Below are 15,576 nucleotides of genomic sequence, written 5' to 3'. Positions count from 1 at the left end.
CGGGAGCGGCGCGGCGACCCCCCACTCTTCGTGGATAGCAGCACTCCGGGTGGCCCGCACGCCCCGGCGACCCGCACTGGCCTTCACGGGTGAACCCGGTCCGGCCGGCCGGGGGCCCCGTCGGGCGCGCCCCGGACGTACAGTGGCGGTCCAGACGGCACACGGACGGCGGGGCGGGGAGCGGGGACGACGTGAGCGACAACCGTACGGGCGGCGGCGGCCACCGGGCACTGGCCTGGCAGGGACGGCCGCAGCGGCCGGGCGCCGCGGTGCTGGTCCTGCACGGCGGCCAGGAGCACAACCTCGCCCGGCCGGGGCCGCTCAACCTGGCCGGTCTGCGGATGGCCGGCTTCGTGCGCGCGCTGCGCCGCGAGACGGCGGGCGCGGAGGTGGCGGTCGGCACCGTCCGCTACCGCCACCGGGGCTGGAACGGCGAGCGGGCCGACGCCGCCCGGGACGCCGTCGCCGCGCTGGACGACCTCGCCGAGGAGCTGGGCCCGGTCCCGACCGTGCTGGTCGGCCACTCGATGGGCGGCCGGGCCGCACTGCGCGCGGCCGGCCACCCCACGGTCACCGGTGTGGTCGCGCTCGCCCCCTGGTGCCCGGCCGAGGACCCGTGCGAGCAGCTGGCCGGCCGCGACGTACTGATGCTGCACGGCGACCTCGACCGGGTCACCTCCCCCGCCGACACCCGCGCCTTCGCCGCCCGCGGCCGGGCCGCCGGAGCACGGGTCTGCGGCTACACCGTCGCGGGCACCGGCCACACCCTGATGCGGCGGATCGGCGACTGGCACCGTGCCACCGCCCGGCTCTCGGCCGGGCTGCTCGGTCTGCGCGAGCTGCCGCCGGAGGCCGCCGCCGCCCTCGCCCTGCCCGCCGGCTCCGACGCCTCCCTCGCCCTCCCGCTCCCCGCCCACCCCCGTACTGCCCCGCACCGCTCCCCGGCCCGCCCCCTGCCGACCGACGCCTGACGTCCGCCGGTGCCCACCCCGTTCGTCGGCCGCGCTCCCCTTGCCGCCGACCGACGCCACGTGCTGCGGGCCGTCCGATGTCAGTGGTGTCTGATCCACTGTCCGCACAGCGGGACCACCACCGAGCAGACAGGAGCCGCCGGCCATGGGCGTGCTGACCGACTACTTCCGCGCGGCCGACGACGGCGCCGTGCTCGCCGCTCTGGAGGACGCCGAGGGCGGGCCGCTGGTCGGCGGGGCGCGGCCGGTGTTCGACGGGGTCGAGGCGAAGGGGGTGGACCCGGACGTCGTCCTGGGGCAGCTGATAGCCGTCGTGCGGCGGGTGGAGTGGGAGGCGGACCTGGTCGGCGGGACGCCGGTGTGGCCGACCACGCCGCCGCCCGGCCGGGAGGGGCCCGCCGACGAGGACGACCCGTGGGCCACCGGGCCGTGGGTGACGCGGCTCGGTGGCGCGGTGCGGGACACCCTGGCGGACCTCCCGCGGGCCGGGCTCGCGGAGGTCAGCGCCCGGTGGGCGGCGACGGCCGAGGAGCTGCCGGACGCGGACGGCGAAGACCTGCGACCGCTGGTCGAGGAGCTGTCCGGGCTGGCCCGTCGCGCGCGGGAGGCGGGTGAGGACCTCTACTGCTGGATCTGTCTCTGAGGCCGGTCCCGGAGTACCGGCCTCAGCCGGTGGCGGGGTGGGCCATGGTGACGTGCCGGGTCTCGTCCTCCGCGAGGCCCGCGTAGCCGCTGACGGCGGTGGGAGCGATCCCGGGGTCGCCGGGGCGCTGCGCGCCGGTGGCCGCGTCCAGGGTCACGGGGCCGGTGCTCGTCCTGCCGTAGACGAGGCCGTGCCAGGCGGTGGTGACGGTGGGCGCCGGCCGCGTTCCGGTCGCGTCGGGCAGCCTCCACAGGAGGCTTCCGGTCGCGGGGTCGGCGGCGACGACGAGGTCGCGGTCGTGGCAGACGGTCACGGAGCGGCCGTCGTAGGCGCAGATGCCCGGGAACTCACCGAGGTCGAGCAGCCGACGACCGGTGCTCGCGTCCACCAGCCGGGCGAAGCGCTTCGACGAGCCCTTCTCCTGGCCCTGCACGAGGACGGTGTTCGGTCCGGCCGGGCGCACCGTCGTCTCCAGGCCGTCGCCGTCCTCCGTCCAGGCGTCCCGCCCGTCGCCGAGGTGCACGGCGGACACCCGGCGTTCGGCGGTCGCCCGGTCCTTCTCCACGGCGCCGACGATCTGCCCCTCGCCGAGCATGGCGCCCACGAACCCGGTCCGGCTCCAGAGCACCTTCCGGGAGAGCAGGTCCACCGCGAGGAGCAGCGCGTCGGCGCTGTCCGTGACCGAGACGACCGCCGTGGTGCCCCGCACGCCGAGCAGGGTGACGTACTTGCCGTCGCGGAAGCGTCCGTCGGGGAGTTCCAGCGGCAGCGACCAGGCGGCCTGATGGGTGGTGGTGTCCATGGCGACCAGCTCGGCGGCGGCGCGGGGCGCTCCCCCGCCCTCGCCGGGGATCGTCTCCGAGAAGGAGATGACGGCCAGGCGTGCTCCGCCGACCTCGGCGATCACGGGCCGCTCGAAGAACTGGGCGGGGTACTGGGCGCTCACCGTGCCGAGCACCTTGCCGTCGGCCAGGTCCACCGCCTTCAGGCTGCCCTGGGCCGGAAGGTAGGCGGTCGGCCCGTCGAGCACGGCCCTCAAGGCGCTGGCGTCCGGGGGAAGCGCGACACCTCGGGCGCGGTCGAAGGCCGTCGGCGGGTCGTAGCTCGCCCGGGCGCCCGCGGTGGGCGCGTCGCTCCCGCCGCCGGTGCTGCCGCTGCACCCGGTGAGCAGGACAAGAGCGACGGCGGCGCAGGCCACCGGCCCGGAGAGACGCGGCTTCATCCTCGGGGTTCCCCTGACGTGATCTCATGGCCGCAAGGCCGGGGCCGACAAAATGATCACCATACCGGCCTTGCGGGGCCCTCGGTCCGGGATCCGCGCCCCGGCCGGCCGAGGGGGCGGACGGCCGCACGGTGCCCGCGGCGCCGGGGGCGGGCGGATGCGGGATGCTGGCCCCATGACGACCGCGGTGGTGGTGGGCGGCGGGCCCAACGGGCTCGCCGCCGCCGTACGGCTGGCGCAGGCGGGGGTGCGGGTGACCGTGCTGGAGGCCGCCGAGGAGGTGGGCGGCGGCGCGCGCAGCGGCGAGGCGATCGTGCCCGGGCTGCTGCACGACCACTGCTCGGCCGTCCACCCGATGACCATCGGCTCGCCGTTCCTGCGCGGCCTGGGGCTGCAGCGCTTCGGACTGGAGTTCCGGCTGCCGGAGGTCGACTGCGCGCACCCGCTGGACGACGGATCGGCCGGCGTCCTGTACCGCTCGGTCGCCGACACCGCCGCCGGGCTGGGCGGGGCCGACGGCGCGCGGTGGCGACGGCTGTTCGACGGCCCGGTCGCGGGGTACGACCGGCTCGCCGCCGACATCATGGGTCCGCTGCTGCGCCTGCCCCATCACCCGCTGCGGCTCGCCCGCTTCGGACTGCCCGCCCTGCTGCCGGCCTCCGCGCTGGCGCGCCTGTTCTCCGGCGAGCGGGCGCGGGCGCTGTTCGGCGGGGCGGCGGCACACGCGTTCCAGCCGCTGCACCGACCGCTGAGCGCGGCGATCGGGCTCGGGCTGCTCACCTCGGGGCACCGGTACGGCTGGGCGGTGGCCGCCGGCGGCTCGGGGGCGATCACCCGGGCGCTGGTCGCGCTGCTCACCGAGCTGGGCGGCACCGTGGAGACCGGGGTGCGGATCCGCTCGGCCGCCCAACTCCCCTCCGCCGACCTCGTCCTGTACGACCTCGCGCCCGGCGCCGTCGCCGACGTCCTCGGCGACCGCCTGCCGCCCCGGACCGCCCGCGCCTACCGCCGGTTCCGTCACGGGCCCGGCGCATTCAAGGTGGACTTCGCCGTGGCGGGCGGCGTCCCCTGGACGGCCGAACCGGCCCGCCGCGCCGGCACCGTCCACCTCGGCGGCAGCTTCGCCGAACTCACCGCCACCGAGCGCGCCGTCGCCGTCGGGCGGATGCCGCGGCGCCCGTTCGTGCTGGTCGGGCAGCAGTACCTCGCGGACCCGCGGCGCTCCGTCGGCGACGTCCACCCGCTCTGGACGTACGCCCATGTGCCGCACGGCTACACCGGCGACGCCACCGAGGCGATCACCGCCCAGATCGAACGCTTCGCCCCCGGCTTCCGCGAGCGGATCGTCGGCCTGGCCGTCCGCCGCCCCGCCGACTTCGCCGCCGACAACCCCAACTTCGTCGGCGGCGACATCATGACCGGCGCCAAGGACGTCCCCCAACTGCTCCTCGGCCCCCGCGCCACCCTCCACCCCTACGCCACCGGCCTGCCCGGCCACTACCTCTGCTCCGCCGCCACCCCACCCGGCCCCGGCGCCCACGGCATGTGCGGCGCCCACGCCGCCGAGGCCGCCCTGCGCCGACTGCGCGGGCCCGGACGCGGACGCCCGGACTGACGGGGGCGGCGACGGGAAGCTGGGCCGAATGCGTGTATCGCTCTCTTGACTGGCGTCACCGAAGCGCGATACTTGCCTCACTCCCCGCTCGCCCGATGAGGTGGCCCGCCCATGGAGCTCTCGCCCTCTGCGCACGTGGACACGTTCTGTCGCGACAACCTCCCACCACTCGACGAGTGGCCGGAATTCCTGTTCGAACTACCGGAGTTGGCGTATCCGGATCGACTGAACTGCGCGCACGAGCTGCTCGACGCGACGATCGAGCGGTACGGGCCCGACCGGCGCTGCCTGGTCACGCCGGGCGGGCAGTGGACGTACGGCGAACTGCGGGAGCGCGCGGACGCGGTGGCCCGACTGCTGGTCGGACCGCTCGGGCTGGTGCCCGGCAACCGGGTGCTGCTACGGGGGCCCAACGCACCCTGGCTGGTGGCCTGCTGGCTCGGGGTGCTGAAGGCGGGCGGGGTGGCGGTGACCACCATGCCGCTGCTGCGCGCGGGCGAGCTGAGCACCGTGCACACGATCGCCCGGCCGGCCGTCGCGCTCTGCGACAGCCGCTTCCTGACCGAACTGGAGCGGGCCGAGACGCCCGGGCTGACCGTCGTGCCCTACGACGGAGCCGGGCCGGCCGGCCTGAGCGGGCACGGCGCCTTCGCCGCCGTGCCGACCGCCGCCGACGACGTCGCGCTGATCGCCTTCACCTCCGGCACCACCGGACGCCCCAAGGCGACCATGCACTTCCACCGGGACGTGCTGGCCAACGCCGACACCTTCTCCCGCCACCTGCTGCGCCCCACCCCCGAGGACCTGTTCACCGGCACTCCGCCGCTCGCCTTCACCTTCGGCCTCGGCGGCCTGGTGGTCTTCCCGCTGCGGGCCGGCGCCGCCACCCTGCTGCTGGAGCAGGCCACGCCCGGGCAGCTCGCCGAGCAGGTCCGGCGGCACGGGGTCAGCGTGCTGTTCACCGCGCCCACGGCCTACCGGGCGATCCTCGCCGCCGGGCTGGCCGACCGGCTGACGGGGGTGCGGCGCTGCGTATCGGCGGGCGAGCACCTGCCGGCGGGCGTCTGGGAGGCGTTCCGGGCGGCCACCGGGCAGCGGCTGATCGACGGCATCGGGGCCACCGAGCTGCTGCACGTCTTCATCTCCGCCACCGACGCCGACATCCGCCCCGGCGCGACCGGACTGCCAGTGCCGGGCTACCGCGCGGCGATACTGGACGACCGGGGCCGGCCGGTGCCCGACGGGCAGCCCGGGCGGCTCGCCGTCAAGGGCCCGACCGGCTGCCGCTACCTGCACGACCGGCGCCAGCGCGACTACGTCCGGGGCGGCTGGAACCTCACCGGCGACACCTATGTGCGCGATGCCGACGGCTACTTCTGGTACCAGGCGCGCAACGACGACATGATCGTCTCGGCCGGCTACAACATCGCCGGACCCGAGGTCGAGCAGGCGCTCGCCGAGCACCCGGACGTCGCCGACTGCGCGGTGGTCGGGGTGCCGGACGAGCGGCGCGGCAGCGTGGTCAAGGCGTACGTGGTGCTGCGCGCGGGGGCGGCGACGGCGGCGCCGGGGACGGTCCGCGCGCTCCAGGAGCACGTCAAGCGCACCATCGCGCCCTACAAGTACCCGCGCGTGGTGGAGTTCGTCGACGCGCTGCCGCGCACCGCGACCGGGAAGCTGGCCCGCGCCGAGCTGCGCCGCCAGGCGGCGGCGCCCACATCGGCCGCGGCTGCGGCTCCGGCCAGCGTGAGCACCGAACGGCGGGTCGAATGGTCGGACACCGACGCGGCCGGCCACTACCACTTCTCGGCCGTCCAGCGCTGGGCCGAGGCGGCCGAGGCGACACTGCTGCGCCGGCTCGGCCTGGACGGGCTGTTCGGCCGGATCCCCCGGGTGCACTTCGAGGCGGACTACCGCGAGCGGCTCTGGTTCGGCGACGTGGTCCGCACCGAGCTGCGGGTCGAGCGGGTCGGCGGCTCGTCGCTGCACTACGCCTTCGAGGTGCACGGGCCGCACGGCCTGGCCGCCAGCGGACGGATGTCGGTGGTGCACGCCGCGCCGCACGCCAAGGGCGCCGAACCGTGGCCGGAGCAGGTCCGCCGCACGCTGGCCGCCGCCGGGCGCCAGGAGCCGGAGGTGCTCCGGTGACGGCCGGCGCCGGCCGGATCGCGGTGATCGGCGCCGGACCGGGCGGACTCCACTTCGCCGCACTGGCCCGGCAATCGGCGCCCGAGCGGGAGATCACCGTCTTCGAACGGGACGGCCGCGACGACGGGTTCGGCTTCGGGGTGGTCTTCTCCGACGAGACGCTCGACGGCATCGCGCAGGCCGACCCCCGGGTGTTCGCCGCGCTGAGCGCCGAGTTCGCCCGCTGGAGCGACATCGACGTCCGCTACGCCGGCCAGGTCCGCACCTGCGGCGGCCACGGCTTCGCCGCGCTGGACCGCAACCGGCTGCGCGCGATCCTGCAACGCCGCTGCGCCGAACTGGCGGTGGACGTGCGCTACCGCACGCCGGCCCCGCCCGTCGAGCGGCTCGCCGAGGAGTACGACCTGGTGGTCGCCGCCGACGGCGTCAACTCGGGCACCCGGGCCGCGTACGCCGAGGCCTTCCGGCCCGAGCGGGACGAGCGCAGCGCCCGCTACATGTGGCTCGCCACCGACCGGGTCTTCGACGCCTTCACCTTCATCGTCGAGCGCTTCGACTTCGGCGTGCTGCAGGTGCACGCCTACCCGTACGGCGCCGAGCGGTCGACGTTCGTCGTGGAGCTGGCCGAGGAGCCCTGGCGACGGGCGGGCTTCGAGGCCCTGTCCGCACGGGAGTTCGCACGCGGCGAGAGCGACGCGGCGAGCGTGCGGCGCATCGCGCAACTGCTCGCCGGGCACCTGGAGGGACACCGGCTGATCCCCAACGCCTCCCGCTGGATCCGGTTCACCACGGTGCGCAACGCCACCTGGCGGCACCGCAACGTGGTGCTGCTCGGCGACGCGGCGCACTCGGCGCACTTCTCGATCGGCTCGGGCACCAAACTGGCCCTGGAGGACGCCCTGGCGCTCGCCGCCGGACTGAACGAACAGCCCACGCTGGAGGGCGCGCTGGCGGCGTACGAGGCGGAGCGCCGGCCGGTGGTGGAGTCCACCCAGCGGGCCGCGCAGGCGAGTCTGGAGTGGTTCGAGACGATCGGACGGCGGACCGGGCAGGGCCCGGACCAGTTCGCGTTCAACCTGCTCACCCGCAGCCGCCGGGTCACCTACGGGAACCTGCGGGCGCGCGATCCCGGGTTCGTCGCGGCGGTCGACCGGGCGTTCGCGGGGGCGGACGACACACCGGACCTCCCGCCGATGTTCCGGCCGCTGAAGCTGGGCGCGCTGGAGCTGCGCAACCGGGTGGTGGTGCCGCCGCTGGCCACCTTCACGGCCGTCGACGCGCTGCCGAGCGCGTTCGACCGGGCGCAGCTGACCGCGCACTCGCTCGGCGGCGCGGGGCTGGTGCTCGCCGGGATGACGGCCGTCGCCCCGGAGGGCCGGGTCGCCGACTGCCCGGGCCTGTGGAACGACCGGCAGGAGGCGGCCTGGCGCGAACTCGTCGACGCCGTCCGGGCGGTGAGCGACACCCCGCTCGGGATCCAGCTGACCCACGCCGGCCGCCGGGCCGCGACCTCCGGGCCGGCCGAGACCGGCCTGCCGCTGCTGGCCGCCTCGCCACTGCCGTGGCAGCCCGACGGTCCGCTGCCGCACGAGGCGAACGACATCCAACTCGCCGCCGTCACCGCCGACTTCGCCGCCTCGGCGGAGCGCGCGGCGCGAGCCGGTTTCGACGCCCTGGAGGTCCAGTTCGGCCACGGCCATCTGGTCTCCGGTTTCCTGTCGCCGCTCACCAACCGGCGCACCGACCAGTACGGCGGCCCGCTCGCCCACCGGCTGCGGCTTCCGCTGGAGGTGCTGGCGGCGGTGCGCGCGGTGTGGCCGGCCGGGCGGCCGCTGCTGGTGCGGATCTCGGCGAGCGACTGGGCACCGGGCGGCACCAGCGAGGCGGAGGCCGTCGCGATCTGCCGCGCGCTCGCGGACTGCGGCGCGGACGCGGTGGACGTCTCCACCGGCGAGGTGGTGGCCGGGGAACGGCCGCCGTTCGGGCGCGGCTACCAGACGCCGTTCGCCGAACTGGTGCGCCTGGCCACCGGCCTGCCGACCGTCGCGGTCGGCGCGATCTCCCACCACGACGACGTCAACTCGGTGCTGCTGGCCGGGCGGGCGGACCTGGTGGCGGTCGGCCGGGCCCAGCTGTACGACCCGCTGTGGACGCTGCACGCCGCCGCCGAGCAGGGCTACGCGGGCCCCGGCGCCCGCTGGCCCGAGCCGTGGGCGCCGGGCAGCCGCCGCCCGCCGACGCCGGGAGCCGACCGGGTGGCGCCGCGACAACGACTGATGCGCGAGCCGTCCCCGCCGGTGCACCGCCGCTGGCACCCCGGAAGCGACGACCGTCCCGGGCCGACCGGGCGTCCCGAGCACCACAAGCGTCCCGAGCGCCCCGGGGAGGAGCGATGACCGAGCCCGTGTCCGCCGCGCTGCGGCTGCCCCGCTTCACCGCGGCCGCCGTCCAGGCCGCGCCCGTCTTCCTGGACACCGCCGCCACCGTCGACAAGGCGGTCGCGCTGATCCACGAGGCGGCCGGCCACGGCGCCTCCCTCGTCGTCCTCCCCGAGGTGTTCGTCCCCGGCTACCCGTACTGGAACTGGACGATGACCCCGGTGCGGGGCTCGCCCTGGTACGAGCGGCTCTACCGCGCCGCGGTGGACGTGCCCGGGCCGCACGTGGACACGCTGCGCGCCGCCGCCCGCCGGGCCGGCGTGGTGCTGGTGATCGGTGTCAACGAGCGCGGCCCGCACAGCCTCGGGGTGCTCTACAACACCCTGCTGGTCATCGACGCCGACGGCGAACTCCTCAACGTTCACCGCAAGTTGGTGCCGACCTGGGCGGAGAAGCTGACCTGGACGCCCGGCGACGGCAGCACCCTGCGCGTCCACCGCACGGCCGTCGGCCCGCTCGGCGCGCTCGCCTGCGGCGAGAACACCAACCCGCTCGCCCGCTTCACCCTCCTCGCGCAGGGCGAACTCGTCCACGCCGCGAGCTACATCGCGCTTCCGGTCGCTCCCGAGGACTACGACATGGCGGAGGCGATCGCGCTGCGCGCCGCCGCGCACTGCTTCGAGGGCAAGGTGTTCACGGTGGTCTCGTGCTCCACCCTCTCGCCGGAGATCACCGCCGCGGTGGCCGGCGAGGACCACGAGCTGTGCAGGCAACTCTCGCGCCCGCACAGCGCGTTGTCCGGTGTCTTCGGCCCGGACGGACGCCCGGTGACCGAACCGCTGGTCGACGAGGAGGGCATCGTCTACGCCGAGATCGACCTCGGACGCTGCGTACAGCCCAAGCAGATGCACGACATCGTCGGCCACTACAACCGCTTCGACGTCTTCCGGCTGCACGTCGACAACCGCCCGCTGCGGCCGCTCACCCTCGACCCGCACCCTGCGAAGGAGGAGCAATGACCGAGGACCCCGCCCACGACGACAACCGGATCGGCCGGTCCCGGGTCACCGGAAGCCCGGAACTCACCGAATACTACGAGGAGCTGGCCAAGGTCGACGCGGGTGCGCTGTGGACCGTGGCCAATGAGATCGAACCCTGGTACCCCCAGCCGAGGTCGGTGCCGGTGCTCTGGCGCTACGCCGACCTGCGCCCGCTGGTCCGCAAGGCTCTCCCGCTGGTCACGGCGGACGACGCCGGGCGCCGGGTGGTCATGCTGGTCAACCCCGGCCGCCGCGAACTCAGCGCGGCCGTCGGCCTGTTGTACACCGGCCTGCAGATCATGGGCCCCGGCGAGTCGATGACCGCGCACCGCCACCAGGCCTCCGCGCTGCGCTTCGTCCACGAGGGCACCGGCGCCTGGACGATCGTCGACGGCCAGAAGCTCAGGGTCGGCCCGCGCGACTTCGCCATCACCCCCAACAGCACCTGGCACGAGCACGGCAACGAGTCCGACGAGGCCCCGGTGATCTGGCAGGACGGCCTGGACATCCCGCTGGTCAACATGCTCGACGCCAACTTCTACGAGGTGCACCCCGAGCTGTACCAGCGGCCCGGCGAGGTGGTGAACTCCTCGCTGCTGACCTACGGCGGCAACCTGCTGCCGTACGGCGTCGAGAAGTGGAGCCGCCCGTACTCCCCGCTGCTCGGCTGGCCCTGGGAGCCCAGCTACCACGCGCTCTCGCAACTCGCCCATGCCGTCGAGGGATCACCCTACGACGGGGTGATCATGGAGTACACCAACCCGGTCACCGGCGGCTCCGTGATGCCCACCATGGGCGCCCACCTCCAGCTGCTGCGCCCCGGCCAGGCCACCCGCGCCCACCGGCACACCGGCTCCGTCGTCTACACGGCGGCCAAGGGACGCGGCGTCTCGGTGATCGCCGGGCGGAGCTTCGCCTGGCAGCAGGGCGACATCTTCGTCGTGCCCTCCTGGGCCTGGCACGAGCACGCGAACCTCGACCCCGGCGAGGACGCCTGCCTGTTCTCCTTCAACGACTTCCCGGTGATGCACTCGCTCGGCCTGTACCGCGAGGAGGCCTACCCGGAGCACGACGGGCGCCAGCCCACCGCCACCCCGTGACCAGGAGCCCGTTGCCATGCGCCTGTTGACCTTCCACACCCCCGGCACCGACGACCCGCGCCTGGGCGCCCTGCTCGCCGGGGACCGCGTCGCCGACCTGTCCGCACTCGCCGCGGCCGCCGGCGCGGACCTGCCCGGCGACCTGCTGGGGCTGATCCGCGCCGGGCAGCGGGCCCTCACCACCGCCCGCGCGCTGGCCGACGGCGCGGCCCGGGACCCGTCGGCCCTGCCCACCCTCGCGGAGGTGACGCTCAGCGCACCGCTGCGCCCCGGGAAGATCGTCGGCGTCGGCCTCAACTACGTCGAGCACGTCGCCGAATCGCACCGCACCCTGGACACCGACCGCGAGCTGCCGGACCGCCCGGTGCTGTTCAGCAAGCCCTCGACCGCCGTCACCGGCCCCGGACAGCCGATCCGGCACAACGCCGACCTCACCGAGCAGCTCGACTGGGAGTGCGAACTCGCCGTCGTGATCGGCGCCCCGGCCTTCCGGGTGGCCGAGGCCGACGCCCGGCGGCACGTCTTCGGCTACAGCATCGTCAACGACGTCAGCGCCCGCGACCAGCGCCGCTCCGGCCAGTGGTTCTTCTCCAAGGGCCAGGACAGCTACGCGCCGTTCGGCCCGGTCGTGGTGACCGCCGACGAGATCCCCGACCCGCAGCGGCTGGACCTCTCGCTGCGCGTCAACGGCGAGCTGCGGCAGGACTCCAACACCCGCCACATGCTGTTCGGCATCGCCCGGCTGATCGCCGACATCTCCTCCGGCGTCACCCTGGAGCCCGGCGACGTCATCGCCACCGGCTCGCCGTCCGGCGTCGGCGCCGGGATGGTGCCCCCGCGGTTCCTCCGGCCCGGCGACCTCGTCGAGGCGACCATCGAGGGCATCGGCACCCTCGCCAACCCGGTGATCGACGCCCGCTGACCGCCCGCCCCGCCCCGCGGAGGAGCCCGTCCCGCAGAGGAGCCCGCCCCGATGACCAGCCCGAACGCCACCACGACCTACCGGATCGGCCAGATCGTCCCGAGCTCCAACGTCACCATGGAAACCGAAGTGCCGGCCCTGCTGCGGGCCCGCGAACGGGTCGCGCCGGAACGGTTCACGTTCCACTCCAGCCGGATGCGGATGACCAGGGTCACCCCCGAGCAACTGCGCCGCATGGACGCCGAGTCCGACCGGTGCGCCGCCGAACTCGCCGACGCCCGGGTCGACGTGCTCGGCTACGCCTGCCTGGTCGCCGTGATGGCCGCCGGCCCCGGCTACCACCGGGAGGCCGAACAGCGGCTGCACCGGCGCACCGCCGAGAACGGCGCCGCCGCGCCCGTGGTCACCAGCGCCGGCGCGCTGGTGACCGGCCTGCACACGATCGGCGCCGCGAAGGTCGCCGTCGTCACCCCCTACCTGCGGCCGCTGGCCCGCACCGTCGTCGACTACCTCGGGCACGAGGGCATCGAGGTGGTGGACTTCGCGGCCCTGGAGATCGCCGACAACCTCGACGTCGCCGCCCACGACCCGGCGAAGCTCCCGGCGATCGCCGCCGGGCTCGCGCACAGCCGGGCCGACGCGGTGGTGCTGTCCGCCTGCGTGCAGATGCCCTCGCTGTCGGCGATCGAGGAGGCCGAGCGGCGGCTCGGCAAACCGGTCGTCTCCGCCTCGGTCTGCACCACCCACCAACTGCTGCGGGCCCTCGGCCTGCCCGCCTTCGCCCCCGGCGCCGGGCACCTGCTGTCCGGCGCCTTCGCGGAGTCCTGACCGCCTCCCGTCGGCCCGGACACCACCACTATGATCACCACCAGCCGACGGGAGGAGATCCGGATGACCGAGAACGCCTCCCGGCCGAGCTCACTGATCCACACCGTCTACGGCGAGTTCGTCCGCCGCCTCGGCGGCTGGATATCCATCGCCGACCTGATCGGCCTGCTGGCCGAGCTGGACGTCGACGCACCCGCCGTCCGCTCGGCCATCTCGCGCATGAAGAAGGCCGGCACCCTCCTCCAGGAACGCCGCACCGGCGACCGGAGCGGCACCGGCTACCGCCTCTCCCCCGCGATGGAGCCGGTGTTCGAGGAGGGCGACCGCCGGATCTTCCGCAGCCTGGAGCCCGCCGAACTCGCCGACGGCTGGGTGGTGGCCGTCTTCTCCGTCCCCGAGTCCGAGCGCGCCCACCGCCACACCCTGCGCTCCCGGCTCGGCTGGCTCGGCTTCGGCAACGCGGCCCCCGGCGTCTGGCTGGCCCCCGCCCGGGTGCTGCCCGACGCCCGGCGGCTGCTCGAACGCCTCGGCCTGGACGCCTACGTGCACCTCTTCCTGTCCGCCGAGTACGCCGGCTTCACCGACCTGCGCACCGCTGTCGCCGACTGGTGGGACTTCCCCGCCATCGAGGCCCAGTACGCGGCCTTCACCGACGCCTGGCGGCCCGCCGTCACCACCCTGCGCGGACGGACCGACCTCGACCCGGCCGAGGCGTTCCGCGCCTACGTCCCGATGCTCGACCAGTGGCGCCGTCTGCCCTACCTGGACCCGGGCCTGCCCGAGCCGCTGCTGCCCGCCGAGTGGAACGCCGTCGCGGCGCGGGCCGTCTTCACCGAACTGCACACCCGGCTCGCCGGACCCGGCCTGGGGTACGTCGAGCAGGTCACCGGCCTGTCGGCCGCCACCCACCACCAGGAACCGTTCCAGCACCGGGGACCGTTCCAGCACCAGGAGCCGTGACGACGATGACCCGTCCGCCCGCCGACCTGCTGGTGCGCGCCGCCCGCGTGCACACCCTCGTCCCCGGCGGGCCGCCGCAACGCGCGCTCGCCGTCACCGGCGGCCGGATCACCGCGCTCGCCGCCGACCCGCACGGCCTGGACGCGCTGGCCGGACCGGCCACCGAGGTCGTCGACGCCCCGCACGCGACCGTGCTGCCCGCCTTCGACGACACCCACACCCATCTGGTCCTGGCCGGCCACAGCGTGCACGGCGTGCCCGTGCACCGGGCCGCCGACCTCCCCGGGTTCCTCGCCCTGATCCGCGAGCGCGCCACCCGCACCCCCGCCGGGGAGTGGATCCGCACCACCGTCAACTGGCAGGAGGTGAACCTCGCCGAGCAGCGGCTGCCCACCACCGGGGAACTGGACGGCGCCACCGTCGACCACCCGGTGCTGGTCCGCCGCGGCGCCTACAACATGGTGCTCAACTCGGCGGCGCTGCGGCTCGCCGGGATCACCGCCGCCACCCCCGACCCGCCCGGCGGCGTGATCGAACGCGACGCGGACGGCCGGCTCACCGGTCGGCTGATCGACAAGGCGACCGAACTCGCCGACCGCGTGCTGCCCCGGCCCGGGCTCGCCGAGCGGATCGAGGGCCTGCGCGCCGCCTCCGCCGGGTACGCCGCCACCGGGATCGGCACCGTCCGCGACTGCCTGGTCCCGGTCGAGGACCTCGACGTGCTGCGCGCCGCCCGCGACGAGGGCGCGCTCGCCGTCCGGGTCCGGGCCCTGGTCTCCGGCTTCGCCGTCCGCACGCCGGAGCAGGTGGACGCGCTGCTGGACCGGGTCGTCGCCTGGCGCGCCGCCGGCCAGGAGGACGACCGGCTCGCCGTCTGGGGCGTCAAGTTCGGCATCGACGGCGGCTTCGAGGCGGGCGCGCTGGAGGAGCCGTACCAGGGGCGGCCCTGCTACCACGGGCGGCTGCTCTGGGAGCCGAAGGAGCTGGCCGACGCCGTCGAGCGGGTCGTCGGACGCGGCCTGCGGGTCGGCGTGCACGCCTGGGGCGATCGCGGGCTGCGCACCCTGCTGGACGTCTACGAGGACGTGCTCGCCCGCCGCCCCGGCCTGCCGCCCGGCACGCTGGTCGTCGAGCACGGCGGCCTCGCCCGGGCGGACCAGCGGGCCCGGGCGATCGCGCTCGGCATCCCGGTGACCGTCCAGCACCCGCTGCTGCACGACGGCGCGCCCGCCCAGCGGCGCGCCTGGGGCGAGGAACGCACCGGCGCGCTGTTCCCGCTGCGCGAGTGGCTCGACGAGGGGGCGCAGCTCTCCGCCGGCTCGGACTTCCCGGTCGGCCCGTACGGCGCGATGCTCTCGGTGTGGGGCATGACCACCCGCGCCACGGTCGCCGGGGTGCTCGGCGCCGAGCACGCGATCGAGCGCGCCGAGGCGATCGCCCTGCACACCGTGGCCGCGGCCCGGCTGACCGGCGAGAGCGCCGAGCGCGGCTCGCTGCGCCCGGGCGCGCTCGCCGATCTGACGCTGTGGCCCGCCGACCCGCTGAGCTGCCCGGTCGACGAGCTGCGCGCGCTGCTGCCGGAGCGCACCGTGGTCGGCGGACGCACGGTGCACCGCCGCTGAGACATCCGCTGAAACGCCTGCTGAGGCGCCCGCTGAGAGGGCGTTCGATAGGGGATTCCCCCCAACTGTCCGGCTTTTGATCACGCGGCGCGGACTCGGTTCCAGGATCTCGTGGCGGCCGGGTCCG

12 protein-coding genes and 1 pseudogene are annotated in these 15,576 nt (G+C 75.4%); 12 read left to right on the top strand and 1 reads right to left on the bottom strand.

The window, feature by feature from the left end; all coding sequences use genetic code 11:
• The first annotated feature begins 191 nt into the window (after positions 1-191).
• Together ACFVVU_RS33365 and ACFVVU_RS33360 are read left to right on the top strand one after the other, a co-directional pair.
• On the top strand, positions 192-971 hold the full coding sequence (locus tag ACFVVU_RS33365; protein ID WP_380680713.1) for an alpha/beta hydrolase: 780 nt from the start codon (positions 192-194) through the stop codon (positions 969-971).
• A gap of 145 nt (positions 972-1,116) precedes the next feature.
• Positions 1,117-1,614, top strand: a complete 498-nt coding sequence (locus ACFVVU_RS33360) for a hypothetical protein (RefSeq protein ID WP_387793805.1) — start codon at positions 1,117-1,119, stop codon at positions 1,612-1,614.
• Positions 1,615-1,636: 22 nt separating this feature from the next.
• Here ACFVVU_RS33360 and ACFVVU_RS33355 read toward each other — a convergent pair whose 3' ends face one another.
• Positions 1,637-2,836, bottom strand: a complete 1,200-nt coding sequence (locus ACFVVU_RS33355) for a PQQ-binding-like beta-propeller repeat protein (protein WP_380680707.1) — start codon at positions 2,834-2,836, stop codon at positions 1,637-1,639.
• A 175-nt stretch (positions 2,837-3,011) separates the two neighbouring features.
• Between ACFVVU_RS33355 and ACFVVU_RS33350 the strand changes: the two genes are divergently transcribed.
• From ACFVVU_RS33350 to ACFVVU_RS33305, 10 genes and pseudogenes are all read left to right on the top strand, one after another.
• Positions 3,012-4,451, top strand: coding sequence for a phytoene desaturase family protein (locus tag ACFVVU_RS33350; RefSeq protein WP_387793804.1), 1,440 nt, complete (start codon positions 3,012-3,014; stop codon positions 4,449-4,451).
• A gap of 111 nt (positions 4,452-4,562) precedes the next feature.
• Positions 4,563-6,161: pseudogene (locus ACFVVU_RS33345) on the top strand (AMP-binding protein); the annotation flags it as partial.
• 36 nt (positions 6,162-6,197) lie between these two features.
• Positions 6,198-6,599, top strand: a complete 402-nt coding sequence (locus ACFVVU_RS33340; RefSeq protein WP_380680764.1) for an acyl-CoA thioesterase — start codon at positions 6,198-6,200, stop codon at positions 6,597-6,599.
• Entirely contained in the window at positions 6,596-8,995 is a 2,400-nt protein-coding gene (locus tag ACFVVU_RS33335) for an FAD-dependent monooxygenase (protein ID WP_387793803.1), read from the top strand. The genes ACFVVU_RS33340 and ACFVVU_RS33335 overlap by 4 nt, the downstream gene beginning before the upstream one ends.
• Entirely contained in the window at positions 8,992-9,996 is a 1,005-nt protein-coding gene (locus tag ACFVVU_RS33330) for a carbon-nitrogen hydrolase family protein (protein WP_387793802.1), read from the top strand. Before ACFVVU_RS33335 ends, ACFVVU_RS33330 begins: the two co-directional genes overlap by 4 nt.
• A complete protein-coding gene (locus ACFVVU_RS33325) occupies positions 9,993-11,117 on the top strand; it encodes a cupin domain-containing protein (RefSeq protein ID WP_380680695.1) in 1,125 nt (374 codons plus the stop codon). The genes ACFVVU_RS33330 and ACFVVU_RS33325 overlap by 4 nt, the downstream gene beginning before the upstream one ends.
• Positions 11,118-11,133: 16 nt before the next feature.
• The gene (locus tag ACFVVU_RS33320; RefSeq protein WP_387793801.1) at positions 11,134-12,039 is read left to right on the top strand and encodes a fumarylacetoacetate hydrolase family protein; all 906 of its coding nucleotides are present in this window, start codon (positions 11,134-11,136) and stop codon (positions 12,037-12,039) included.
• Positions 12,040-12,090: 51 nt separating this feature from the next.
• Entirely contained in the window at positions 12,091-12,867 is a 777-nt protein-coding gene (locus ACFVVU_RS33315; protein WP_380680689.1) for an Asp/Glu racemase, read from the top strand.
• Positions 12,868-12,930: 63 nt separating this feature from the next.
• Positions 12,931-13,827 carry a PaaX family transcriptional regulator C-terminal domain-containing protein gene (locus tag ACFVVU_RS33310; RefSeq protein ID WP_387793800.1) on the top strand — a complete coding sequence of 299 codons (897 nt, stop codon included), beginning with the start codon at positions 12,931-12,933 and terminating at the stop codon, positions 13,825-13,827.
• Between the two features lie 5 nt (positions 13,828-13,832).
• Complete coding sequence (locus tag ACFVVU_RS33305; RefSeq protein WP_387793799.1) at positions 13,833-15,449, top strand: amidohydrolase; 1,617 nt, start codon at positions 13,833-13,835, stop codon at positions 15,447-15,449.
• Positions 15,450-15,576: the final 127 nt, after the last annotated feature.

It is taken from the genome of Kitasatospora sp. NPDC057965 (assembly GCF_042887135.1).
Classification (GTDB): Bacteria; Actinomycetota; Actinomycetes; order Streptomycetales; family Streptomycetaceae; genus Kitasatospora.
The sequence above is the reverse complement of the archived record's forward strand: the minus strand, read 5'-3'. Positions and strand labels throughout refer to the sequence as shown.